Source organism: Streptomyces sp. R818 (assembly GCF_056172735.1).
In genome coordinates this window covers 69,254-94,610 of sequence record NZ_JAOCNE010000013.1, presented here as the reverse complement: position 1 = coordinate 94,610, position 25,357 = coordinate 69,254, and the positions used below count along the sequence as shown (strand labels likewise).

Below are 25,357 nucleotides of genomic sequence, written 5' to 3'. Positions count from 1 at the left end.
AGCACATTCGGCGACCATGATCCGGACCAGGACTGCTGCACATCCAGCGGGCGCCTAACAACGCCGCAGGTCGGACGCGAGGTCAAGCGTGTCCCACGATCCAGACCAGCTCTTCCGGCCCAGGGAGCGCTTTCAGCGTTGCTTCTCCAGGGCGAGGATGGCTTTGGTGATGACCCTCATGCAGTAGGGGCTGATCGGGATCTGTGCCGCTACGGCGAGAGCGCATGTCGTCGACATGTTCCCGATGACGGACCACGTGGAGTGCGTGGCGATCCTTGAGCCGACCGTGAAGGACTCCTGACCTGCGGTTTTGCCCGTGCGCATTATGTGCGATGTGGGCGTTACGGGCGATATCTTGACGCTGAACTGACGCTCGTTCTGATGGGGTGTCAGCCCGCTGTTCGGGCAGGTCAGAGGTCGGTTCTGAGTGGTTGTGATGGTGCACTGCTGAGGAAAATAGTCGCGCACCATGCGTGGGTTCTGGCGTGGTCAGTTGTCCCGGAAGATACCAGGGGGCGCCGGGACCTGCCGCAATGGGCGGTCGCGGATCGGTGACCTGTAGAAATGGCCTTTCGGCTGTTTCACGCTCGTTCCCTCGGTAGAGGCAGTGGGGAGGGGGTGCCCCGTTCAATCGAACAGTGCTGAGAGCGCGCGGGCCAGTTCGGCAAGGTGCTCGGGGCGTGTTGCTCTGCCTTACGGTCGCAGCACGTTAATCGGACATGGCCAGGTTGCGCCCGTGCCGCAGGGACTCCGCTTTAGGCGTCTGTACCACTGGGCCCCGATGGCCCCGTCCAGGGGAGCACTACCGCTTCCGCCTCCTCGATGTGCTCGGCGGCAGACTGGGCCGGAGCGTGGTCAGCGAATTCCTCCCGGCACTCGATGGCCAGCTCGACCAGGCGTGCGGCGAGCGGCTTGGTGGCACTCCAGCCCAGCTCTGGCAAATGCTGCTCCAGCAGCTGCCGGAGCTCCTTACGCAGCCGGTTCCGTGCGGTCTCCAGGAAGCCGAGGTGCGGGAGCTGGGCCTCGTGAAAAATCTTGGTCGTTACGGCCTCGGCGGTCTCTCGCAACGGGGCCGCCGAGGTCCCGTCCCACCGCGGCTGAACAGGAATGGCTTGCTCCAACAGGAGGAGTACCCGCTGTACGGGCGTAAGCGTAGGTTTGGACGTAGCCCGGGCATGGTCGCGCTCTGCGGCCAGAATGTCGCGGGCCAGAGCCAGCAGCGCATCCGCTGTGCACTCCAAACCGGACTCACCGGACTCCCTGATCGCCTTCAGTCGGTCCTCGAACCACTGCTGTTGCAGCGGATTTGCCAACGGACGGGAGTTCAATTGGTCAGACACGGCCAACAGCAGATAGGCGGTACGGGCCCGGGGGTCGGCGTTCGCCATGACCCGGTCCAGGAAGTCCGGGGCCGTCATACGCTCCGGCGGGACAAGGCGACTGGTACCCGATTCCTGAAGCCACCGCTCGATCAAATCGTCCACATGGGCACCGGCGGGGCGCGGCCTGAAGTAGTCGGAGTCGGGGTGGTGGCGCTTCCACGCCACGTATTGGACCACGCCCAGCCACTTGGCGAGTTCGACGTGTCTGGGCTCGGCCTTCGTCGGTAGTGTCGAGTTGAGGGCCACGAGGAAGTGTCGGACCAGGCCGATGAATCGGGCATGGGTGAGCGGGTCGACGAGTGCCGCGAGGAGGTCCTCCCGAGGACCTTCGGCGCGCAGGGTGTCGATCCTGCATGTAGGGACCTTTGCAGTGAGGAATTCCCGAAACTTGCCGTCGACGAGCCACAGCACCTCGGCCGCTGCGTGGTCACGGTCCTTGCACAGGCCCCAGTGCGGTGCCTCGTCGACGCCCAGTACCTCGCGCAGATGATCGGCGTCGTAGCGGGCGAACGCCTGCTCCAGGCTCGTTAGGGCGTCTGCATGGTCGACAACGTGGTGTAGCGCGTCGCCTGGGCGCCGGGCGCGCATGATGTGCCGCAGCTCGGCCGTCGTGATGCCACGGTCGAGGAACACCAGGTGCCCGTTGCCGCCGTTGTCCACCTCCTGCAGCCTGGACTGCACCACGGTGAAAACGGTCAAGTTGCGGGCGGCGGCTTGCGGGGCGCCCGGCGTTGCTCCGCCATGCGGGTCCGCTCCCCAGGAAGGGTCAGGCGGAGGCTCAGCGACGGCCTCTGCCAAGCCCTTGGGCCTGCCGCCCGCCCTGCCACCGACGGGTTGGGTCCAGCGTCGCCACTCCTGCGGCTCTGTTCCGCCCATGGAGATGGCCGCGCGCGGGTCGATTCTCTTCAGTACATGGCGATAGGACCACAGGGCGATCAGGGCCCGTTGCTCCTCGGTGGCGTAGTCCTCCACGTCCGGGTCGCTCAGGAGGTCGGGGTCCAGAGCCTCGATGTCCGCAAGGAGTTGGTCGCGAGCCTTGAGCAGGGCGGGGCAGTACCGGACCGCATCCGCTCGTGAGGCGGCGACGACTTGCGCGGCCACACCGTGCCGCAGCCCGGTGAAGGCCCAGTGCCTGAACATTCGTGCGGCCCTGGCCGTAAGGTCGTCGCAGTTCGCACCGGACGTCCGGACCGCGGGTCCCGGCGCACCAACATGAGGGGAGCCGAGGTCGGCCTTGCCTTCGTCCGCGGCCCGCTCATACAGCACGGGTCTCAGCACGCCGTCTGCCAGCGCGTCCCGGGCGGTGTAGACGTCAACGGGGTTGCCGAACAGATGTTGGACGGTAGCCTGCGACCTTCTCGGCACGGGGGCGTCCGCGAAACCGAGATAGGCCGCGTTGGGCAGGATCGCGCGCAGGCGGACGTGGTGAACGGTGAGGTTGTGCGGCTCGTCCAGGATTACCAGGATGTTGCTCCGGGTGTTTACGGCGGCGGGCGGCGGATCCTCGGGGTCTGTGTGCGGCTGCTCGGTCATCCGTACCGCGACGAGCCTCTGGAGGGTGAGCACGACCACGTCCGGCACATCGAGGGCGAGGGCTTGGGCGGCCCAGTACGCCGAGGGCGGGTTGACCACGCCCTCACCGCCTCGCGCGAGTTCGTCGGCGATGCTGTGCTCCCGCTCCCGGTGTTGGGCAACCACAACGATCTTGTGACCGGCGAGCCGCGGATGCGCCCGCAGTCGACGCACCAGGAAGCTCATGGTCCGTTCCGACCCCGAGTCAGCGAAGTGCCGGACTAATCCGCCGCGCCAGGCAGGGGTGTTGGCCGATCGGCCGTTCATCCGGTCGACGAGCAAGTCGGTGACCCGGTGAACCGCGCGGTACTGCGGATAGCGCGCGACCGTCTTGACCACCGTCCCTTGCTGTCCGTAGCCCGGCGGCGGCCACTCCCTCTCCTGTACGAAGTTTCGTACCAGATCGAGCAGATGGGACGGTCGGAGAACGCCAGCGGTCAGGGCCTCCCACGGGCGCAGCGGACGCTTGACCGGGCATCCGAGTTCGGCGCGCACCTGCTCCTCGGTCGCCGGCGCCACGGTGTGCCAGCGATCGAACTCCCACGCCGCAGAGGTGATGGTGCCCAGCCGGGCATCTGACTCGTCCATGACCACCAGAAGCTGGGCATACCGGGCCAGTTCGGGCCACGCCGGTGCGGAGTCGCCACTGGTCCCAGCGAGGTTCCGGATCTGGTGGACGAGGTAGTCGATGACACCCCGCGCGTCCGGCTCCTGCGCGATGACGACCCAGGGCAGTCCGTTCACCCGAAGCAGCACGTCTGGCGCAACCGCATCGCCGACGCGGCGCCGGGCCACAAGCCGGAAGTCATTGGTGCCAGGCGCGAGTCCTTCCCAGTCGACCAGCCGTACCAGCGCGGGCAGCCCCTCGTGCCAGTCGGGCAGCTTCTGGGCGGGCATTCCCTCACGAAGCAGCTCGGACAGCCGGCCGTTGGCGGCCGCAGTGAGCGACGGAGGTCCGGCAGCGCGCAGTACCTCCGCCCACACGGCCTCGCCCTGAGCCGCGGTCAGCCAGCAGGTGCCGTCCGCCTCCTGGTTGAGACGTTCGACCGCCGCCAGCAGGCACTCCCGGCACGGTCCGAACTCTCCGTCTCCGCCGGTACGTTCATGCCGAGCCCAGCCCATGGCGGTGAGCAGCCCGACCAGCGGCTGACTGCCGCGCGCTCTGTTCGGTCGTGCCAACCTCCGCCCCCAACGACTCGGCCCTGTCCCCGTGCGTACCGCGAGGAGGGGAACAGCGGAACATTATCCAATCAGGTCGGCTCACGCCGATCCGCAAGCATCACCCGTGCTGCGGGGCCGGCTGCAGGTTCTCCAGGACGTCACGTCGCACCATCCGCAGCTTCGCCAACTCACCCCGCAGCGCCGCAGCGCGCCGCTCGAATGCCGCATGGACGGCTACGACCCGGGCCTGTTCACTCAGAGACGGCAGTGGAATCGGGCACTCCATCACCGTGGCAGAGCTGATCTTCCACAGGCCCGTGGAAGTCTGAGCACGGGCGTGCATCCACCGACGCACTGGCTCCGAGCGCAGTACGACCTCCAAGTACCCAGGCAGGCACGTCCGCGTATCGGGCCGGAGCCGCACCATCTCGTGCGGGTAGACGCAGGGGGCTCCGATATCGCGATATCGCCCGGCCCCACCCACCAGCTCGCTGCCACCGGCCAGGCTGAGAAGCACGTCCCCGTCCGTGAGCTGGAACCGTCGCACTCCGGCGTCGTCCGGTACGTGCTTCAACGGGTGCGGAACGAAACCCTCAGAGGTGAGGCACCCCATCCCGAGCGCGAACAGTCCCGTCCTCTGCGGAACCGGTGGGCCGCTGTAGCCGCGGCTCGGCACCTGCTCAAGCACGCGGCTCAACGGGACGGTCGGACAGATGGAGTCGAGCACCGCGCCGCTCACGATCCGATCCGTCAGTAGCTCGGCGAGTTCTCGCTCGGCGTCCTCGCTCTCGTGCTTCGCGTCCTCGAGCGAGACCGCGTAGTGCTCCGCCCAGGTCCGGAACGTGGCGATCAGTTCCGCCCGTCCTGCCGCGACTGCCGCGTCCAGCCGTTCGGCCAGGTCCCCGCCCAGTACCTTGAGTACCACTTCGTCTGCCGTGCCCCCGGCGAGGGCCAGATCGGCCGCCGTGCGCAGGTCGGCCAGGAACCTCTTGCCCAGATCCCTACGACGCCTTGCCGCTGCGATGCGTTCCTTCCGCGGGTGTGCTTCGGCACGGGCCCCCGTGGCACCATCGGTCGCGCCCTGGGCCGCCTCGTTCGCCGCCGCAAGGGCCGTGTCCGCCGCGTCGACCTCCGTCAGGAAGGCTGGGATGAGGTGCCGCACAAGGGGATGGTCGAGCGCCTGTCGGCGTTCCGTAACCGTGGCTCCAGTAGCCCTGCCGCTCGCGACACCCCCTGCCGCTTCCGGTTCGGCAACCGCTTCGAAGGAGGCGACCCAGCCCTCAAGGACGCGCTCAGCACCGCCCGCCGCGAGCGCCTTCAGGTCGTATCGATGGGTCATCCACCAGTCTGCGACGATGCCGCTCGCGGTGTGGTTGTCAAGGACCCCGATCGCACCCACCGCGGCGGTGAACTGGGCGGCAAGAGCGACACGAAGCCTCATGAGGTCGCGCTCGGCCGGCACTTCGACGAGCGTGGGAACGCACTGCTGCCACCAGCGACGGTATGCGTCACGCAGCGCCTGCTCGCGCGCCGCCGTCAGCTCCGGGATACGCACGGCCGTGGCCTCCGCCCCCTCCGGGAGGAAGTCGTAGGAGGCGGAGTCGTCCTCGCGCTCGACGAAGAGCGTGCCGAGGTCCTCGATGCCATACCGGCGGAAGCGATCGGCCGCCGCCGAAACCTCGGACATCGGTACCCCGCCGTACACATGCGCTCGAACGTTTTGCCGTCTGGCGGGCGGTGAACCATCCACCCAGCGGCTGATGTTCAGGTTGGCATCAGCGGCAAGGAGTTCGTCAACGCTTACCATGCGCGCATAGCCGGGCTGCTCGTGCAGGCGGAGGAAGGTGCTCACGATCCGCTCGGCATGCTCCGGGCTGAGTGTGTTTCGGGTGCGGCCCGCCAGATAGTCGTGGCTCGCGTCGACGAACAGCACCTTGCCCGCTCGATTCGGGCTCTTGTCTCCCGGCCTCCGCAGGACCATCACACAGGTGGGGATGCCGGTGCCCGGGAAGAGGTGGGGGCCGAGGCCGATCACGGCCTCGATGACGTCGTCGCGCAGCAGGCTTTCCCGGATTTGGCGGTCACCGCCGGCGCGGAAGAGTACGCCGTGCGGCATGACTGTGGCCGCCGTGCCGCCTTTCTCAAGGATTGAGACCATGTGCTGAGCGAACATCAGATCAGCCCGGCTACCCCGCGCCCAGCCCCACCGCATCCGCTCGCCGTGTTCCGTATCCGCCTTGACGACCAGCTCCGGGTCGTACTTCAAGGCCATGGGCGGGTTGGAGAGCACCTTGGTGAACTTCCTCAGCCGGCCGTCCTCGTCGAGGTGCTGTGGGTCGGTCAGAGTGTCGCCGTGCTTCAGGTCGAATTCCCGGATGCCGTGCAGCAGCATGTTCATGGTGGCGATGCACCAGGACGAGGCGTTCGCGTCCTGGCCGCAGAGCGTGAGCTGGCGGGGGTCGCCACCGTGTTCGCCGACGTACTCATGGGCCGCGATCAGCATGTCGCCGGTGCCCACGCAGGGGTCGTAGACGGCGTCACCTGGGTGCGGGTCGATGAGCCGGACCAGCATCCGCACCACGTCACGCGGCGTGTGGAACTCTCCGCCGCGCCGACCTGCGGAGTCGGCGAACGAGTCGAGGAGATACCCGTACGCGACTCCGAGCATGTCCGGGAACGCAACATCTTCGTTCCGCAGCCCGTGTAGTGAGAAGTGACGAACCAGGGAGCGCAGTTCAGCGTCGCGGATCCTGCCGAAATCGACATGGGCACCGATTCCGGTGAGGACGTCGTTCGCCTCCGTGAGTGCTACGCCCGCCTGGTTGAGGGCTTCGCCGACATCTCTGGTCAGCTGGGAGAGGCCGGGTGCCGGGTCATCGGGACGGTGCGGATCGTGATGTGGACCGGCCCACCAGCGGGCACGAGGCGGCACGTAGAGGTCACGGTAGGAGTCCGGATCGTCGGCCCGTGTCAGGGCCTTGGCCGGGTCGCCGGTGCGGGCCAGGGCCTCGTCGTGGACGGTGTGCCACTGCGGCTGGAATTCATCCGAGCTGTGCTTGAGGAAGAGCATCCACAGCAGGTGGCCCTGGTACTCCGAAGCGTCCATGGTGCCGCGCAGGATGTCGGCAGCGGCGAACAGATGCCGCTCTAGCTGGGGCAGGGTGATTCTGGCCACGCGACGCTTCCTCCGGTCCGTCACTGCTTGGTCCTGTTGCCGACCCCGAGTGCTGCCAACAACCGCCAGATGTCGGACGACGGGTCTCGCTTGAGCGGGTCACAGGTGTCGGCGTGGCCGGACATCTGCGCGTACTCCGCCGCACTCAGCGCGGCCGCCTTCTGTCCCCTGTCCGCCTGTTCCAGCTCTCTGGCTCGGTCGGCCTGCTTGGCCGAGCAGCCGCCGTGCGGGTGCGGGCAGGAGTCGACCAGCTTGCGCGCGTGGCGGACAGCGGCTGCCGGTCGTGATGCTGCCATCAAGGATTGCCCCCGCGTGCCGTCGAGTCCTTTGCCCCGCTTGCCGGATGCCTTGTCGTAGTTCCCGAAGCCCTGGGCGTCGGGGTGCCGGCGCAGCTGGTCCTTGACCCTGGCGTCGCGGCCGCCTTCTCGACTGCTCCATGGCTGGAAGTGGAGCAGCAGCCACAGCTCGAAGGACGGGTCGGACAACGCTACCTGAACCCCGTTCTCGCGCGCGAGCTTGAAAGCATCGCGGATGTCGGCGTCACGACTGTCCGCCGCATCCCGGTCGAAGAGGGCCCACATCTCTTCGCCGGGTCCGGCCTTGGCCAGTACCTGTTCCACGACCTTGGAGGGGCGCAGCCCATTGGGGTGGCTCGGGTGACAATACTCCAGGGAGAACGGCGGTATGCCTCTCTCCGCGTCGCCTTCGCCGAAGGTCTTGTTGAGCAGGTCGAGATAGGCGGACTCCGTCTTGCTGCCCTCGGTGGCGACGTAGATGACGCGTTGCGACTTGTCGCCGTACGACCCGACGGATCTGCGGAGTGCAGGCGAGGGGGCGTCCGCGTCGCGACGGCGTGCACGCCTGGTGCCGCGTTGCTGCTGCTTGCTCACGCGGTGGCCCTCTCCTCCCCTTCCGGTGGTGCCAGTTTTCTAGCCAACTCACCTGCGCCGACTCGGGGGACACCGCCGTAGTGACCGTGCAGATAGCGCCGTTCGAGGTTGTCGTCCTTACGGACCTTGGCGGCGACCAGCGGATACAGGGTGCTCTGTCCAGTGCTCTGCTTGGCCGTGATCCAGACCTGGTCCCGATCGAGCGGGCGCTCCGCGATGGAGGGGCCCAATAGAGTGGCGTCGTGGGTGGTGAAGATCAGCTGGGCGGTCCGCGGATTGGCGTCCGGGTCCTGGAAGAGGCGGATCACTTCGGCCGCAAGGCGGGGGTGCAGGCTGGAGTCGAGCTCGTCGGCGAGCAGGATGCCGCCGCGGTCCAAGGCATGCAGCAGGGGGCCTAGGAAGGCGAACCACGCCTGCGTGCCCAGTGACTCCTCCCGCCAGAAGTCCAGGGGCCGGTCCTCGCTCTCGGGCGTGCGGTGCAGCAGTTGCACCTCGCCAGTGTCGGGATCGGTGGTCAGTCCGGTGATGCCGAGGTCCGCACCGGCGAGCAACTGGATCAACCGCTCGCGGAATTCGGCACCGGCGTTCTCGACGGTGAGACGTTCCCTGGTCCATTCAGTACGGTTCCGGACGTCGTGCTGAGAGGTCACCAGCCAAAGGTTGTTGAGGAACCAGCGGTGCACAGCGGCCAGCTTGGTGTGATTCAAGGTCGCACCTACGGTGAGAAACAGGGCGTTTGGCCTGGTCAGAGCCTTGATCTCGTCCTTACGTCCACCCAGCCCGGAACCAGGGAACCGGAACTCTCCCCCTTCGTCCTCCGGCCGGTCGGCTTCCCGGTCGAACCAGACCTGACGATGCGATCCGTTGGGGTAGGCATGCAGCCATTCGGCCTCGACGCGCTCGTCGGAGAGCTCGAAGCCATAGGTGTAGCGAGTCTTCTGGTCAGGCCGACCGAGTAACAGGTCGACCTCGAAGAAGCTGGTCTCCTCGCGTGCTGCGGGGTCCAGTGTGAACGGTTCACGGGGTACGGTCTCGGGGTGCTTGCCCCAGTCGGCGAAGGATTCCAGCACGGCATTGCGCATGAAGCGGAGCGCTGCCAGGGCATTGGATTTACCGGAGGCATTGGCACCGAAGATGCCGATGGCCGGGAGCACCGAGACGGCCTTGCCCGCGACGCGTACATGGGCGTCGCGGCCGGACCCGTCGTTGAACTCACTGGCCACCAATGACAGCTCTTGTTCGTCCCGGATCGACCGGTGATTGGCCACTCGGAAGCTGAGCAGCACGTGGAACCTCCCTATGAGGCGGGTCCCTAAGCGCCGTCCTTCACGCTCTAGCGCGGACTACCCGCATGAAACCCGTAAACAGAGTACGCCGTAGCCTGCGGATAGTGCCAGCGATGGCTCAATGATCGGCTGATGGCCGCTGCGCGCCGGTTCGTCGCGGATGCGGTGATGCGCACGCCGGCGCCCTCTTCAGACCTTTGGTGCAACGCCCAACTCGGCGGTGAAAGATCGGTCGGAGATCATCCCCCGTTTGGGGGGGCCACTCGTTCCTCAGAGACGCTTACAGACCCCGTTACGGATCACCCCGCGTCGGCGGGGACCACGTCCGGGGACGGCCCGTCCTTATCGCTCACGGTGTGCTTTCCGCCGGTGCAGGGGTGATCCGCCCCGACGACGGGCGCTGGCTGACGGCGGTAGTCCCTGCCGATGCTGGGGGCGTCCGCACAAGGAACTGGCCGAAGCGATGCCACGTCCAGGCTGGACTGCGTGATGCGGTACATCCCGGAGAATGGTCTACGCCAAGCGTGGGGAGTACCGGGAGCTGGGCAAGCGCATCGAGCACGCGTAGGTCGCTGTAACTGGCTCTAACAAAAGCTGTTGATCATGAGTCTGTCGGCGGTTCTGTCCGTAGGTCTGGGTATGGGAAAGCGTGAGTCGCGGCCATGGATCGTCTCCGATGAACTGTGGGCGTTGATCGAGCCGTTGTTGCCCGTGCCGGGTCCGAAGCTGGTCGAGGGCAGACCGCGGGTGCCGGACCGGCAGGCGTTGTGCGGCATCCTGTTCGTCCTGCACACCGGCATCCAGTGGGAGTACCTGCCCCAGGAGCTGGGCTTCGGCTCGGGCATAACGTGCTGGCGGCGCCTGGCGGCCTGGAACGAGGCCGGCGTATGGAACCAGCTGCACGTGCTGCTGCTGAACAAGCTGCGCTCGAAGAACCAGCTGGACTGGGAGCGGGCGGTGATCGATTCCTCGCATGTGCGGGCTGCCCGCCGGGGCCCAAAAGCGGGCCCAGCCCGGTCGACCGCGCCCGGCCGGGCAGCAAGCACCACCTCGTCGTCGATGGCCAGGGCATCCCGCTCGCGGTGTCACTGACCGGCGGCAACCGCAGGCGACGTCACCCAGCTGCTGCCCCTGCTCGACAAGATGCCGCCGGTTGCGGGCCGGGTCGGCAGACCGCGTCGGCGCCCAAAAGCGCTGCTGGCCGACCGCGGCTATGACCATGACATCTACCGGCGCCAACTCTGGCAGCGCGGCATCCGGCCCGTGATCGCAAGACGGGGCGAGCCGCACGGCACCGGCCTGGGCGTCTTCCGCTACGTCGTTGAGCGCACCATCGCCTGGCTCCACGGCTTCCGACGCCTGCGCATCCGCTGGGAGAGACGCGACGACATCCATGAAGCGTTCCTCGGTCTCGCCGTCTGCGTGATCACCCACCGTCACGTGCAACGGCTTTGTTAGGGGTTGTTACTGACTTTGTGGGCGTGATGTCGGAGGGGCTGACAGGTGGTGTCGGTCGCGGTACGCCGGAACCATGAGGTATCCGCAAGGCGGCGGCCTGACGGCCGAACGGCGGTCTTTTCGCGAGGGGATTCGCCTGCAAGCGGCCGACATGTTCGCCGCGGGTGACGACAACTCGGTGGTGGCGAAGCGCCTTCGGGTCAGTGCGCGTTCGGTGCAACGCTGGCGCAGTGCCTGGCAGGACGGTGGGGACGACGTCCTGCGGTCGAAGGGCTCAGCGGCCCGGTCCAAGCTCAGCGAGAAGCTGTTCGCGGCGCTGGAGGACGAACTCGCCAAGGGACCGGTCGCGCACGGCTGGCCGGACCAGACCTGGACCCTGGAGCGGATCAAGGTGCTGATCGGGCGCCGGTTCCACAAGACCATCACCCTGTCGACCATCGCGCAGATGCTGCGGCGCCACGGCTGGAGCCACCAGGTCCCGGTGAAGCGGGCCCTGGAGCGTGACGAGGAGAAGGTGACCGGCTGGGTGAAGGACACGTGGCCGCAGGTGGAAGCACCGCGGCGGCGCTCGGTGCCTTCATCGTCTTTGAAGACGAGGCGGGGTTCTCGATGACGCCGCCTACCTCGCGCACTTGGTCCAGGCGGGGGCACACGCCCGTGGTCCGGGTGCGGGGCCGCTCCCAGCGCCGCTTCTCTATCGCCGCCCTGGCCTGCTACAAGACCGGTGAACGGACTCGTCTGATCTTCCGCCCCAAACAACATGTCGATCACAAGCGTGGTGGCCGGCGCAGCTTCACCTGGACCGATTACCGCGACCTGTTGGCCGCCACCCACCAGCAGCTCGGCGCCCCACTGGTACTCGTCTGGGACAACCTCAACGTGCATCGGGACGCCCGCCTGCGGGCCTTTATCGACGCCCAGGACTGGATTACCTCCTTCCAGCTGCCCTCGTATGCGCCCGACCTGAATCCTGTGGAAAGCATCTGGTTACTGGTCCGGCGCTCGGCGCAGTGCAACACCGCGTTCACTAACCCGGACCACCTGATCCGGACCCTGCGGCGCAGCCTCCGTGAGATTCAGTACCGCCCCGACCTCATCGACGGCTGCCTCGCCGCAACCGGACTCACCCTCACGACATCACGCCCACAGCCTGAGTAGTGCCGTCTGTAGTGCTTCGGCCGCCAGATCAGCCGGGCTGGTTCGCCGGGCTTGTAGCAGCACATCGCGGCGATCGACAGGCGTCGCCAGGAGCGGCCGCGGACCCGGATGACCGGTGTGTGGCCCCGGCGGCCCCAAATGCGGGCGCGGGGCGGCGTCATCGAGAAACCCACTCGGCTCTGCGGGCAAGGGCGCGGTCGGCATGGAGGCCCCGGCCCTGGAGATCGATCACCACTGGTGGTGCAGAAGACTCGCGTAGAGCGTGAGGCCGGGGCCGAAGGCCATGGCGATGACCGGGCCGCGCCGCTGCTGAAGACCGCGAAGGCGCTCGAGGACCAGGAGGACTGTGGCGGACGAGCAGTTGCCGTACGTGTCGAGCACGTCGTACGACGACTGGAGCGCCACTGTGGGCAGAGACAGGTGCTCCGCCACCACATCCACGATGGCCCGGCCTCCCGGGTGCACCGCCCAGCCGGTGATGTCCTCGGTCCGCAGGCCGTGCGGGGCAAGCAACTGCTCGCTGATCACCGAGCCGACGCGCTCGGCCAGGGACGCGGGCACCTTGGAGGACAGGCTCAGCTTGAACCCGTGGTCGGTGATGTCCCACGTCATCTGGTCGGCGGTGCTGTGATCGGCGGCAGCGGCCATGTCCATGACCGCGTATCCGGCCGCGGGGCCCGGCTCGACGACCAGCGCGGCGGCGGCGTCGGCGAACAGGGCGTGCGCCACCACCTGCCGCAGATCCGTGGTGGCGGGCTGGACGTGCAGCGAGCACAGTTCCAGGCACAGCAGTACGGCCGGACGGCCACGAGCCGCGGTGAAGTCCGACACCGCGCCCAGTCCGGGCAGGGCCGCGTAGCAGCCCATATGACCGATCAGCAGCCGTTCCACCGTGTCGTTCATGCCGAGCTGTTCGGCGATCTTCAGGTCGAGGCCCGGGGTGGCGTACCCGGTGCAGGAGGCGACGGCGAGCAGCCCCACGTTCCGCGGTCCGAGACCCGCCGACTCCAGCGCCCCGGCCACCGCCTCTTTCCCGAGCGGCACCGCATCAGCGATGTAGCGCTCCATCCGCCGTTCGGTCCCCCAGGCCGGGATGTCGCTTTCGATGCGGGGATCGATCAGCAGGTGGCGCTTGCTGATGGCGGAATGGGCGAATATTCGTCCGGCGTCGGGAGCGTTCTCGAAATGCTTCTCGTAGAAGTTGCTCCAGAGGTCCTGCTGGCTGATTCCGTCACCCGGCACGGCGTGCGCGCTGCCGGTTATCACAGGACGAGAAAGCATGCGCCTGCCGCCCTATTGGAGATGTGTTCGTTTCTGGAGATCCAGGTGTGTCCCGCGACCCGAATTGCTGGAAGGGAACGGGATGCCCGTGCGGTACCGGGTCGCGGGAGCGCCTGTGCAAGGGCGTCAGCCGAGGAGCCAGCTCCCGGCCGAGCCGGGGTCGTCATTCAGGTGGAATTCGCGGATGACTGCCTTGATCTCCTCGCCGGTGACGAAGCCGTCGCCGTTGGCGTCCAGGCGGCGGAACGCGTCGGCGGCGTCGCTCCGCGAGACCCCCGCGCGGACCGTGAACAGGCGGGTGTACTCCTCAAGGGTGAGCTTTCCGTCGCCGTCGGTGTCGGCGATCTGCACGATCGCGTCGTAGAGCGCGTTGAGTGCTGTCTTGAAGGCCGGGTTCGCTGCCAGGCTCGGGACCATGGCCTTGTACTCGGCCAGGGTGATACGGCCGTCATTGTCGGTGTCGGCCTCGGCGAGGAGCTCCCACAGGTCCGCGTTGGCCTGCGTCAGCGCCTTCACCGCCGGTGATCCGGGCGGCTGGCCGAATTCGTCGGCGGCGCGGCGGCCGGCGAGGTCGATCTCGTCCCGCCCGGCGATTCCGTCGCCATCCGTGTCGAATACCTGGAAGATGCGGATCGCCTTCTGCTCTGCGAATTCCGAAAGCGGCATGCTGCCTCCTCACGGGGCGGGACTTACCGGTCTTTGGGCTGCCCCCGTGATCCTGTTCCTGTTCCCCGGAGGGCCGCCGGTCCATCACGTCGCCGATGACGATTACACACGCCCCCTGGGATGGCAAGAGGATAATTGAGACCGAATCTGAATCCGTTGAACGCTGCGATCCGCGAAGAGATTATTCCGGGTGGGCCGACCGAATGCGAAATGACCATTCCTATTCGGCCCAGACTTCCCTCCGCTCCTCATGCTCCTCTACAGTGCTGTCCTCCGGCGGACGCCAGGGCAGGCGGGGCAGGTCCGGGCCGACGGCCCACGCGGCGATCACCCGGTCGGGCCGGACGACCAGGGACAGCGCCGGGTCTGCGACAAGAACCCGCAGTGCGGCGACGGGTGGTCCGGTATCGGCGACACGTACCTCGATCCATGTGCCGACCAGCGGTGTTGCAGGTCGCCCGCTTGCGTTCAGCCCCGGCGCGCTGCCTGTCCGGAGCCGGATCAGGAGCAGGCAGTGGCGGCGGCACAGGACGGCCAGAGCGGTTTCCGGCCGACGCGCGGTCAACAGGGCGGTGCGTCCGGCCAGTACCGTATCCAGCCGTGTCAGTACATTGCCGACCGCCACCAGCGGGTTCGGAATCAGGCTGCCGACGCGTATCGCGGGCCCGCGATACGGCAGAAGCCGACGGGGAACCGGTTGCAGGGCCCCGGTCTTCAGCCGCGGCGTGGTGGTGGCGCCGATGGCGGCACGCAGCCGTGTGCTGCGGACGGCGGCGGTCAGGGCCAGGCGGCGGACGGCGGCAGCCCGGTCCTGACCGCCGGTGATCGCCCAGCCGACCAGGACGGACTTGCGCACCAGGGACTTGGCATGGGGGCGGCGCTCGACGTCGTAGGTGGCGAGCAGTTCCTCCCCGGCCCGCCCGGTCAACAGATGCGCGATCTTCCAGGCGAGGTTGTCGGCGTCGCGGAGGCCCAGGCCCAGGCCCTGGCCGCTGAACGGCGGGGCGAGGTGGGCCGCGTCGCCCAGAAGGAAGACCCGCCCGGCCCGGAACCGGGCGGCCACGGCGGCGCGGAAGGTGTAATCGGTACTGCGGATGATCTCCAGCCCCGCCAGGTCGTCCCGCCCGGTCCATGGCCGCAGCAGCACGCCGAGGGCGCGCGGGTTGGTCAGGTCGGCTTCGGCCTCGTCGTCGTGCAGCTGGAACTCCCAGCGGTAGAGCTCGCCTGTGACGTGCATGAACGTCACCGCCCGCGAAGGGTCACAGACCTGTTCGGCGCCGCCCCAGTTGTCGAGGCCCGCGGGGGCCCGGACGTCCACGACCAGCCAGCGTTCGGTGAACCGCATGTCCTCCATGGGGATCCCGGCCAGTCTCCGGATGGTGCTGTCCGCACCGTCACAGCCGAGGACCACGGACCCCGTGAAGGTGCGCGTCCGCTCGTCCGGCAGCAGATCCGCGCGCACCTGAACCCGGGAAGAGGTCCACGGCCCGGCACCGAGGCCGTGGACCTCGGTGCCGGGGAAAAAGCTGATCAGTGGGTGCTTGCGGACCCGGCGGAGGAGAAGTTCGTCGAGGTCGGGCTGATGGAACATGTTGGCCTGCGGGAAACCGTTCACGCCGGGCCGCAGGGCGCGGCGGAACTCGGCCATCACCCGATGCCGGGCGTCAAGCAGGCGCAGCCCGCTGCCCGCCCGTGACCGCGCCAGGAAAGCGTCGCCGACACCAGCCCGACACAGTGTCCGGACCACCTCGTCGTCGAGGTGGACCGCACGCGGCAACGGGCTCGACCGGCGGTGGCGTTCGAGCAGTGTGACGGGGATCGCGAAGTCCGCCAGCAGCAGGGCGACGGTCGCACCGACCGGACCCGCGCCCACCACGATGACTGGCTGAGGATGCGTCAGCCGCGCTTGCGCCTCGCTCATGAAGGCCCCCCGGAGGTGTCCGGGTCGCACACGCTAGTGACGGGCCGCGCCTTCGGCCATGGTGAAATTCGGCCGCAGTGTCACCGCTGGGACTCTAGGACGATCACCAGGCACAGGTCCCGTCCCGAGGACCACGCAGCGATCTTGCCCTTGCCCTCGACCTCATCTGACCGGTGGGAGCGCCGTGGACGGGGCAGCCTTCGCGGTCGCCCGTGCAGTGGTGATGCGCGGCGGCAGGTGCACATGCGTCGCGTCGGCGGGCCACGGCGGTGAAGATCTTCGCGCCGTCTAGCAGCACGGCCGCCCGGCCGCGCCTTCTTCGAGGCGCTGCGCACCCACCCGCAGCTGCGGTTCGTGCACTACGGCGCGAGGAGGATGCCGCCCTGGCCTGTGTGGATACGCGGATTCAACGGACGTCCGGCCGCCCGGCCTGTGTGGCCGCCGCCGGGACCGGCGGCGTGCACCTGCCTGCTCAATGGTCTGTACGACGCGCGAATCGGCGGCGCCCCCGAAATCCCCGAGAACCTCGGCGACCTGTTCCAGCTTTTCGCCCGCGCCCACGTCGATTCGGAGAGCAGGCATGCACGGGTGCTCGAAGAGACGGCGTGCGGACTCTCCCCGGAACTGGAAGAAGGCCCAATCGGCCAACCCGCTGGAACGGGCGAGATGATCGGCTGCACCAAAAGGGGAGACACGCTCGGTCGTGTGAGTGGTCGTACCACTCGATGGTGGTGCCGATGAGGCTCGCCGCGACGATGCGCTTGAGGCTGGCGGGCGTCGGCGGAGCGGATGCAGAGGCGGCCATGGGTCACCACTTCCGGGCGGGTCACGGGGACGGGGACGGGTTCGTGTCGCCACACCGTAGGAACGCGCCGATCGAGCGCACATGTGGTGGACACCCATAGTTCGGCCCGCGGGTGTGCGTGCGGCCCCCACCGGCAAGGCGGGGGCGGGGCCCCTTCGAAGATGGGCCCGGCACGAGATATCTTGATGTCGAGCAATATGCGCACGACAGCAGACCGACGATGGAAGACGTGGAGCGGAGCCCCCGGTGACTGACTCGACCATTATTTACACGCACACTGACGAGGCCCCGGCCCTCGCGACGTATTCCTTCCTGCCGGTCATCGAGGCCTACGCGTCCACCGCCGGTGTGCGCGTCGAGACCCGTGACATCTCCCTGGCCGGCCGTATCCTCGCCGTGTTCCCGGAGTACCTGGAGGAGGGCCAGCGCATCCCCGACGCCCTCGCCGAGCTGGGCGAGCTGGCGAAGACGCCGCAGGCCAACATCATCAAGCTGCCGAACATCTCGGCGTCCATCCCGCAGCTCAAGGCCGCCGTCGCCGAGCTGCAGGAGCAGGGCTACGCGCTGCCCGCGTACCCCGACGAGCCGAAGACGGACGAGGAGCGCGAGATCCGCGCCCGCTACGACAAGGTCAAGGGTTCCGCCGTGAACCCCGTCCTGCGTGAGGGCAACTCCGACCGCCGCGCCCCCGCCTCGGTCAAGAACTACGCCAAGGCCCACCCGCACCGCATGGGCGCCTGGTCCGCCGACTCCAAGACGAACGTCGCCACCATGGGCGTCAACGACTTCCGCTCGACCGAGAAGTCCACCGTCATCGCCGCCGACGACGCCCTGCGCATCGAGCTGGTCGCCGACAACGGCACCACCACCGTCCTGCGCGAGTCCGTACCCGTCCTCGCCGGTGAGGTCGTCGACGCCTCCGTGCTGCGCGTCGCCGCCCTGCGCGAGTTCCTCACCGCCCAGGTCGCCCGCGCCAAGGAAGAGGGCGTCCTCTTCTCCGCGCACCTGAAGGCCACCATGATGAAGGTCTCCGACCCGATCATCTTCGGTCACGTCGTCCGCGCCTTCTTCCCGGAGACGTTCGCCCGCTTCGGCGCCGACCTGGCCGCCGCCGGTCTCTCCCCGAACGACGGTCTCGGCGGCATCTACAAGGGCCTGGAGTCCCTGTCGAACGGCGCCGACATCAAGGCGTCCTTCGAGGCCGAGCTGGCCGCGGGCCCGGACCTGGCCATGGTCGACTCCGACCGCGGCATCACCAACCTGCACGTCCCCTCCGACGTCATCATCGACGCCTCCATGCCGGCGATGATCCGCACCTCGGGCCACATGTGGGACGCGAACGGCGCCGAGGCCGACACCCTCGCCGTCATCCCGGACTCCTCCTACGCGGGCGTCTACCAGGTCGTCATCGACGACTGCCGCGCCAACGGCGCCTTCGACCCCTCGACCATGGGCTCCGTGCCGAACGTCGGCCTCATGGCGCAGAAGGCCGAGGAGTACGGCTCGCACGACAAGACCTTCGAGATCCCGACGACCGGCACCGTCCGCCTGGTCAACAAGGCCGGCGACGTCGTCCTGGAGCAGACTGTCTCCGAGGGCGACATCTTCCGCGCCTGCCAGACCAAGGACGCCCCGATCAAGGACTGGGTCAAGCTCGCCGTCACGCGCGCCCGCGCCACCGGCGACCCGGCCGTCTTCTGGCTGGACGAGGGCCGCGCCCACGACGCCCAGCTGATCAAGAAGGTCGAGCAGTACCTCCCGGAGTTCGACACCGAGGGCCTGGACATCCGCATCCTCTCGCCCGAGGACGCCACCAAGCTCTCCGTCGAGCGCATCCGCCAGGGCCTCAACACCATCTCGGTCACCGGCAACGTGCTCCGCGACTACCTGACCGACCTCTTCCCCATCCTGGAGCTGGGCACCAGCGCCAAGATGCTCTCCGTCGTCCCGCTGATGAACGGCGGCGGCCTCTTCGAGACGGGCGCCGGCGGCTCCGCCCCGAAGCACGTCCAGCAGCTGGTCAAGGAGAACTACCTGCGCTGGGACTCCCTCGGTGAGTTCCTCGCCCTGGCCGTCTCCTTCGAGCACCTCGCCACCACCACCGGCAACAAGCACGCCAAGGTCCTCGGCGAGACCCTTGACCGCGCCACCGGCACCTTCCTCAACGAGGACAAGTCGCCGACCCGCCGCGTCGGCGGCATCGACAACCGCGGCAGCCACTTCTACCTGGCCCTGTACTGGGCCCAGGAGCTGGCGCAGCAGACCGACGACGCGGAGCTGGCCAAGGCCTTCGCCGCGCTCGCCGAGAAGCTCTCAGCGAACGAGCAGAAGATCGTCGACGAGCTGCTCGCCGTTCAGGGCAGCCCGGCCGACATCGGCGGCTACTTCCAGCCCGACCCGGCGAAGGCCGCGTCCGTGATGCGTCCCTCGCAGACGCTGAACGAGGCGCTGGCGACCCTCGCCTGAGCACCCGTTCTTTGATACGGGTTTGACCCGCACTGCCCCGCAGGCTCCGCGCCTGTGGGGCAGTGCGGCTTATCCGCTGCTGTATGACGCCGCTGACCTGGGTAGGCTGCGGCGATGAGCACTCTGGATGACGCACGTCCGGGCATGGACCCGGAGATCCGACCGCAGGACGACCTCTTCGGCCACGTGAACGGCCGCTGGCTCGCGACGGAGCCGATCCCCGACGACCGCTCCAGCTGGGGCCCCTTCGTGCAGCTCGTCGACGTCGCCGAGCAGCAGGTCAAGGAGATCATTCAGGAGACCGCGGCGGGCGGCGAGACCGGCCTCGCACCGGATGAGGCCCGCAAGATCGCCGACCTCTACGCGTCGTTCATGGACGAGGACGCCGCCGAGGCCCGCGGCCTCGACCCGGTGCGCCCGCTGCTCGCGGAGGTGGCCGGACTGGGTGACGTACGCCAGCTCGCCGCCTTCATCGGCCGCTTCGAGCGCATCGGCGGCTCCGGCCTCTTCGGCGCCTACATCGACACCGACGACCGCGACTCCGACCGCTACCTCTACAACATCCTCCAGGGCGGCCTCGGCCTGCCCGACGAGTCGTACTACCGCGACGAGAAGTTCGCCGAGACCCGCGAGAAGTACGAGGGCTACCTCACCGAGCTGCTCACGCTCGCCGAGCACGCCGACCCGGCCGCCGCCGCGCGCACCGTCCTCGCCCTGGAGACCCGGCTCGCCGCAGGCCACTGGGAGCGCGCCGAGACGCGCGACGTGCAGAAGACGTACAACCTCACGACCTTCGACGAACTCACCGCGCTCGCCCCGGAGTTCGACTGGCGCGGCTACGTCACCGGGCTCGGCGGCAACGACGACACGCTCGCCCAGTCCTGCGTCCGCCAGCCCTCCTACCTCGCCCACCTCTCCACCGTCCTCGCCGAGACGCCCATCGAGCAGTGGCGCGACTGGCTGACGGTGCGCGTGGTGCGCAACGCGGCCCCGTACCTGTCCTCCGCGTTCGTCCGCAACAACTTCGAATTCTACGGGCGCACCCTCAACGGCACCCCCGAACTGCGCGCCCGCTGGAAGCGCGCCGTCGGCTTCGTCGAGGGCGCCATGGGCGAGGCCGTCGGCAAGGAGTACGTGGCCCGGCACTTCCCGCCGCACTCCAAGGCGCTCATGGACGACCTGGTCGCCAACCTCCTCGCGGCGTACCGGCAGTCCATCGCCGCCCTGGACTGGATGACGGACGAGACGAAGGAGCGGGCGTACGAGAAGCTCGCCACGTTCCGCCCGAAGATCGGCTACCCGGACCGGTTCCGCGACTACTCGGCGCTCACCGTCGTCGCCGACGACCTGGTGGCCAACGCGCACGCCGCCGACGCCTTCGAGCACGACCGGCAGATGGCGAAGATCGGCGCGCCGGTCGACCGCGACGAGTGGTTCATGCTGCCGCAGACCGTCAACGCCTACTACAACCCGGGCACCAACGAGATCTGCTTCCCGGCCGGCATCCTGCAGAAGCCGTTCTTCTCGCCGGACGCGGACGCGGCCGAGAACTACGGCGGCATCGGCGCCGTCATCGGCCACGAGATCGGCCACGGCTTCGACGACCAGGGCGCCCAGTACGACGGCCAGGGCAACCTCAACGACTGGTGGACCGCCGACGACAAGGCCGCCTTCGAGGGCAAGTCCAAGGCGCTCATCAAGCAGTACGACGGGTTCTCGCCGCGCAACCTGCCCGGTGAGTACGTCAACGGCTCGCTGACCGTCGGGGAGAACATCGGCGACCTCGGCGGCCTCACCATCGGGCACACCGCGTATCTCATCTCGCTCGACGGGGCGGAGGTGCCGGTCGGCGAGGACGGGCTGACGGGGTCGCAGCGGCTGTTCCTGAACTGGGCGTTCTGCTGGCGCACCAAGCGGCGCAAGGAGCAGGAGCAGCAGTACCTGACGATCGATCCGCATTCGCCGCCGGAGTTCCGGGCGAACATCGTGCGGAACCTGGATGAGTTCCACTCGGCGTTCGGCACTGCCGTGGGGGACGGGTTGTGGCTTGATCCGGCTGACCGGGTGCGGATCTGGTAGTCGGTGTGAGGCGGGGCCGGGAGGTTGGTGCCTCCCGGGCCCGCCGTCACGGGGCTCCGCCCCGGACCCCGCTCCTCAATCGCCGGAGAGGCTGGATCGGAGGAACTCCAGCGTCGACGCCCACGCCTTCGCCGACGCCTCCGGGTCGTACGCCTCCGGGCGGCCGTCGTTGAAGAAGGCGTGGCCCGCCGGGTAGAGGCGCAGGTCCGCGTCGATGCCGGACTGGTCCTTGATGGTGCGGCGCAGGCCGTCGAGCGTGGGGACGGGGATCGACTCGTCCTGCTCGCCGTAGTGGCCGAGGATCTGGGCCTTGAGCTGGGAGAAGTCCGGGACCTCGCCCTGGATGACGCCGTAGAACGGGACGGCCGCGCCGACCCGCGGGTCCTTCGCCGCAAGGTCGAGGACGAAGCCGCCGCCCATGCAGAAGCCGACCGCGCCGACGGAGTCGGAGGTCACCTCGGGCAGCGAGAGCAGGTGGTCGACGGCGCCGGAGAGCAGTTCGACGCCGCGCTCGACGGGCAGGTCCTGCATCATGCGCAGTGCCTCTCCGGAGTCGTGCGCCACGTTGCCGCCGTAGAGGTCCGGCGCGAGCGCCACGAAACCCTCGCCCGCGAGGCGGTTGGTCACGTCGGCGATGTGGTCGGTCAGGCCCCACCACTCCTGGATGACGATGACGCCGGGGCCGCTGCCCGTGGGCGGCAGGGCCAGATAGCCGTGGGCGGGGGTGCCGTTGCTGTCGAACGTCACGTTCTGGTGGGCCGGACGGCCGGTGGAGCGGGGGGTGTCGGGGGTGTCCGCCACGGTCATTCCTCCTGGGCTGGGTGCGGGCTGAGTGTGATGATCGTCTTCCACGATGCCACTGCCCGCCCCGGGACGTGCGCAGGGGCCGCCGTCTCCCTGCGAACGGCGGCCCCTGCGGGTGGATGCGACGGTGGTGTCACCTGCGGACGGTCACACGTGTGCGGACACACGCGGACCGTCACATGTGGACGACCGGTGCCGCTTCCGCATCCTGCGTCACGGCCCCGCGCCGGTACAGCAGGAAGGCGATGACCGCGCCGGCGGCGAAGAAGCCCGCCGACCACCAGAACGGGGTCGTGTAGCTCTCGATCGTGGCCTGCGCCCGCGTCAGCTTGTCCGCCGGGTTGCGGCCCGAGAGGTAGCTGGTGGCGGCGCTCGCCGCGAGCGTGTTCAGCAGGGCGGTGCCGATCGAACCGCCCACCTGCTGCATGGTGTTGACGGTCGCGGAGGCGACGCCCGCGTCCTCGGCGGCGATGCCGCTGGTGGCCAGGGCCATCGCGGGCGGCATCACGGCACCCAGGCCCGCGCCGATGAGCAGCAGCTGCGGCAGTACGTGGGTGGTGAACCCGGAGTCGAGACCGATGCCGGTCAGCCACGCCATGCCGACGGCGGCGACGGCGAACCCGGCGGGGATGACGACCTTCGGGCCGATGCGCGGCACCAGGACCGTCGTGGAGATCTGCGCCATGACCATCAGGGTGGCCATCATCGGCAGGAACGCGACACCCGTCCTGGTCGGGCTGAATCCGAGGTTGAGCTGCAGGTAGTAGGTGAGGAAGAGGAAGACGCCGAACATGCCCGCGCCCGTGATCAGGACCGTGATGAACGAGGCGGCCCGGTCCCGGTCGAGCAGGACCCGCATCGGGAGCAGCGGGTGGGTCGCCTTGGTCTGCCACCAGGCGAAGGCGGCGAGCAGCACCGCGCCGGAGGCGAGGAAGCCCCAGGTCAGCGGGGAGTTCCAGTCGTGCGTCTCGGCGTTGGAGAACCCGTAGACCAGGGAGAAGAGTCCGGCGGAGACGAGGACCGTGCCGGGCAGGTCGAGCTTGGCGCCGGCGGCGTCGCGGTGGTTGCCCAGGAGCAGCCAGCCGCCGATGAACGCGGCGACGGCGAAGACGAGGTTCACGTACAGCGTCCAGCGCCAGTCGAGCGTGTCGGTCAGGACGCCGCCGAGCAGCAGCCCGACGGCGCCGCCCGCGCCCGCGATCGCGCCGTAGACGCTGAACGCCTTGGCGCGCTCCTTGGCGTCGGTGAAGGTCGTGTTGAGCAGGGACAGGGCGGCCGGGGCGAGCAGGGCGCCGAAGACGCCTTGCAGGGCGCGTGCCGTCACCAGCATGCCGAAGCTGGTGGACGCGCCGCCGAGGACGGAGGCGCCCGCGAAGCCCGCGACGCCGATCAGGAAGGCGGGCTTGCGGCCGAACAGGTCGGCTATGCGGCCGCCGAGCAGGAGCAGGGAGGCGAAGGCCAGCGCGTACGCGGTGACGATCCACTGGCGGTTGCCGTCGGTGAAGCCGAGGTCCTGCTGTGCGGAGGGGAGCGCGATGTTCACGATCGTCGCGTCGAGGACGACCATGAGCTGCGCGATGCCGATGATGCCGAGGATCCACCAGCGCCTGGCCGCGACCTTGGGGTCCGGCGGGATCGCCACGCTGGTCGTGTCGGCCACTGTCGACTGGGACATGAGAAGGCCACTCCGGGGATGAGAGTCCAGGGACGAGAGGATGCGGTAAGGAAACGAAACGGTTTCGTTCACCGCCTCGACGAGCGTACGACTTCGTAAGCGAAACGGCAACGTTTCGCTGGGCGAGTGGGACGTGACCTGCGCGACACGCACCGGAACGCCGATGCCCGGCGCTCCCCTGAGGGGAGGCCGGGCATCGGGGGGTGGTCGGGTGGAGGCGGCGGGTCAGCCCTTCTGCTGGGCGGTCTGCAAGGCGTTGATGCACGCCGAGATGGCCGTCTGCAGCTCCTCCAGGCGGCGGACCATGTCGTCCTCGTAGATGTCGTCGATCTCCTGGATGTCGTCGAAGGTCAGCTCCTCGAACGCCTTCGTCGCCTTCTGCAGGCTGCTGTAGAACTTCGCGCGCCGCTCCTGCACGCGCAGTTCGGGGTCGGCCTCGACGGTCTCCGCGATCAGCGTGCGCACCGAGTCGTACGCCTCGCGGGTCCATTCGCCCGCCTCCTCGTCCTCGTCGAGCTCGTCGATGAGGGAAAGGTGGCGCTCGGCCTCCTCGCGGAGTTCCCGCGGGGCCTCGATCTTCTGGCCCGCGGCGGTCTTGACCTGCCCCTCCTCGGCGATCTTCCGGACGTACTCGAGCCGGTCGCCGGTCTTCGATTCCTCCGCGACGGCCTTCTTCAGGTCGTCCGTGCGGACGATGTCGCGGGCCAGGTCCGAGCGGAGCAGCGGGTCCTCGTCGAGGCGGTCGAGCAGCGCCTTGCGGGCCGCTTCCGCGGTGCCCGGGTCGGCGAGGATCGCGGCCCGCAGCGCCGTCGGGTTCTCGGCGACCTCCAGGGCCTTGGTGGGCCGGATGCCCTCCGCCTCCGCGGCCTCGGTGATGGCCTGGCCGCGCACACTGGTCGCGCTGGAGCGCGAGACGTAGTACTGCAGCCACAGATCGGCGTCCGGCAACTCGATCTCGGCGCCCGGGGTCAGCGCCTCGAACTGCGGGACCACGCCGTCGTCGGCGGCCCTGTCCCACGCCTTGTAGAACCGCATGACACGCTCGGGGGAGCACTCCGCCAGCTCGGCGAACCTCCGGGCGGAGACCTTCGGCGATTCACCGGCGGGCTGTCCCCCGGGGCGCACACTCCTGGCCACCTTCAGAGCGAACGTCCACCCGCCGGTACGGGCGTACACCCCGAACTCACGGGCATCCCGAGCAATGGCCTCCGGCACCTCAGGCACGGAGTCGTCCGCGCCGGCGGGCTGCCAGAAGTTCTCGGACGCGCCGTCTTCGTCCGGGCCGGAGGGGGCGGGCGCCGGGGGCGCCCCGGTCAGTTCTGCCGACGTGGCGGAGTCGGTCCGGACCGTTGTCCCGGGGGCGTCGGCCTCGTCGCCGGGCGGAGTCCATGTGGCCGGTGTGTCCAGCGGGCCGGCCGTCTTCTCGTCCGTGCCCGCGTGCCGGGCTGCCGGTACGTCCGCGCCGGGCGCCTCCCCGTTGTTCTCGCCGGACGGGACGGGGGCCTCGGACGAGTCGATGGCTACGGTCACGTAGGTGCTCCTGAGTGCTCGGGCGCGGGCGGTTCGACCCGATACCTT

General features: G+C 68.7%; 14 protein-coding genes and 2 pseudogenes. 4 read left to right on the top strand and 12 right to left on the bottom strand.

The genetic code is table 11. The annotated features are described in order from the left end of the window. Positions 1-132 precede the first annotated feature (132 nt). The 5 genes from N5I75_RS29855 to N5I75_RS29835 all read right to left on the bottom strand — a co-directional run bounded on the left by N5I75_RS29855 (position 133) and on the right by N5I75_RS29835 (position 9,466). Positions 133-324: a hypothetical protein gene (locus N5I75_RS29855; RefSeq protein WP_476682516.1), complete on the bottom strand. Its 192-nt coding sequence runs from the start codon at positions 322-324 to the stop codon at positions 133-135. Positions 325-755: 431 nt separating this feature from the next. After that, positions 756-4,133 (bottom strand): type I restriction endonuclease, encoded by a 3,378-nt coding sequence (locus N5I75_RS29850; RefSeq protein ID WP_476682514.1) that lies wholly within the window; start codon positions 4,131-4,133, stop codon positions 756-758. Between the two features lie 100 nt (positions 4,134-4,233). Next, entirely contained in the window at positions 4,234-7,290 is a 3,057-nt protein-coding gene (locus tag N5I75_RS29845) for an N-6 DNA methylase (protein WP_476682512.1), read from the bottom strand. Between the two features lie 20 nt (positions 7,291-7,310). Then, positions 7,311-8,180, bottom strand: coding sequence for an RloB family protein (locus N5I75_RS29840; RefSeq protein WP_476682510.1), 870 nt, complete (start codon positions 8,178-8,180; stop codon positions 7,311-7,313). After that, positions 8,177-9,466, bottom strand: a complete 1,290-nt coding sequence (locus N5I75_RS29835; RefSeq protein WP_476682508.1) for an AAA family ATPase — start codon at positions 9,464-9,466, stop codon at positions 8,177-8,179. The genes N5I75_RS29840 and N5I75_RS29835 overlap by 4 nt, the downstream gene beginning before the upstream one ends. Positions 9,467-10,105: 639 nt before the next feature. Here N5I75_RS29835 and N5I75_RS29830 point away from each other — a divergent pair. Beyond that, positions 10,106-10,924: pseudogene (locus tag N5I75_RS29830) on the top strand (IS5 family transposase). A gap of 73 nt (positions 10,925-10,997) precedes the next feature. Then, positions 10,998-12,082, top strand: a protein-coding gene (locus N5I75_RS29825; protein ID WP_476682506.1) for an IS630 family transposase whose coding sequence is annotated in 2 segments (ribosomal slippage) — positions 10,998-11,441 and positions 11,444-12,082 — 1,083 coding nt in all. Because the reading frame shifts where the segments join, the coding sequence is not laid out codon by codon here. A 5-nt stretch (positions 12,083-12,087) separates the two neighbouring features. On the opposite strand, the pseudogene N5I75_RS29820 reads toward N5I75_RS29825, so the two are convergent. From N5I75_RS29820 to N5I75_RS29805, 4 genes and pseudogenes are all read right to left on the bottom strand, one after another. Then, a pseudogene (locus tag N5I75_RS29820) lies at positions 12,088-12,264 on the bottom strand (IS630 family transposase); the annotation flags it as partial. A 46-nt stretch (positions 12,265-12,310) separates the two neighbouring features. After that, the gene (locus N5I75_RS29815; protein WP_476682504.1) at positions 12,311-13,363 is read right to left on the bottom strand and encodes a type III polyketide synthase; all 1,053 of its coding nucleotides are present in this window, start codon (positions 13,361-13,363) and stop codon (positions 12,311-12,313) included. A 126-nt stretch (positions 13,364-13,489) separates the two neighbouring features. Continuing rightward, positions 13,490-14,029, bottom strand: a complete 540-nt coding sequence (locus N5I75_RS29810; RefSeq protein WP_476682502.1) for an EF-hand domain-containing protein — start codon at positions 14,027-14,029, stop codon at positions 13,490-13,492. 220 nt (positions 14,030-14,249) lie between these two features. After that, a complete protein-coding gene (locus N5I75_RS29805; RefSeq protein WP_476682501.1) occupies positions 14,250-15,950 on the bottom strand; it encodes a bifunctional 3-(3-hydroxy-phenyl)propionate/3-hydroxycinnamic acid hydroxylase in 1,701 nt (566 codons plus the stop codon). 1,051 nt (positions 15,951-17,001) lie between these two features. On the opposite strand from N5I75_RS29805, the gene N5I75_RS29800 reads away from it, so the two are divergent. Together N5I75_RS29800 and N5I75_RS29795 are read left to right on the top strand one after the other, a co-directional pair. Beyond that, on the top strand, positions 17,002-19,221 hold the full coding sequence (locus N5I75_RS29800) for an NADP-dependent isocitrate dehydrogenase (protein ID WP_476682499.1): 2,220 nt from the start codon (positions 17,002-17,004) through the stop codon (positions 19,219-19,221). A 114-nt stretch (positions 19,222-19,335) separates the two neighbouring features. Further along, on the top strand, positions 19,336-21,300 hold the full coding sequence (locus tag N5I75_RS29795) for a M13 family metallopeptidase (RefSeq protein WP_476682497.1): 1,965 nt from the start codon (positions 19,336-19,338) through the stop codon (positions 21,298-21,300). Between the two features lie 75 nt (positions 21,301-21,375). On the opposite strand, the gene N5I75_RS29790 is transcribed toward N5I75_RS29795, so the two are convergent. The 3 genes from N5I75_RS29790 to N5I75_RS29780 form a co-directional block, all read right to left on the bottom strand. Then, a complete protein-coding gene (locus tag N5I75_RS29790; protein WP_476682495.1) occupies positions 21,376-22,107 on the bottom strand; it encodes a dienelactone hydrolase family protein in 732 nt (243 codons plus the stop codon). 172 nt (positions 22,108-22,279) lie between these two features. Next, positions 22,280-23,779 (bottom strand): MFS transporter, encoded by a 1,500-nt coding sequence (locus N5I75_RS29785; protein ID WP_476682493.1) that lies wholly within the window; start codon positions 23,777-23,779, stop codon positions 22,280-22,282. 225 nt (positions 23,780-24,004) lie between these two features. Continuing rightward, complete coding sequence (locus N5I75_RS29780) at positions 24,005-25,003, bottom strand: hypothetical protein (RefSeq protein ID WP_476683115.1); 999 nt, start codon at positions 25,001-25,003, stop codon at positions 24,005-24,007. Between the last annotated feature and the right edge of the window lie 354 nt (positions 25,004-25,357).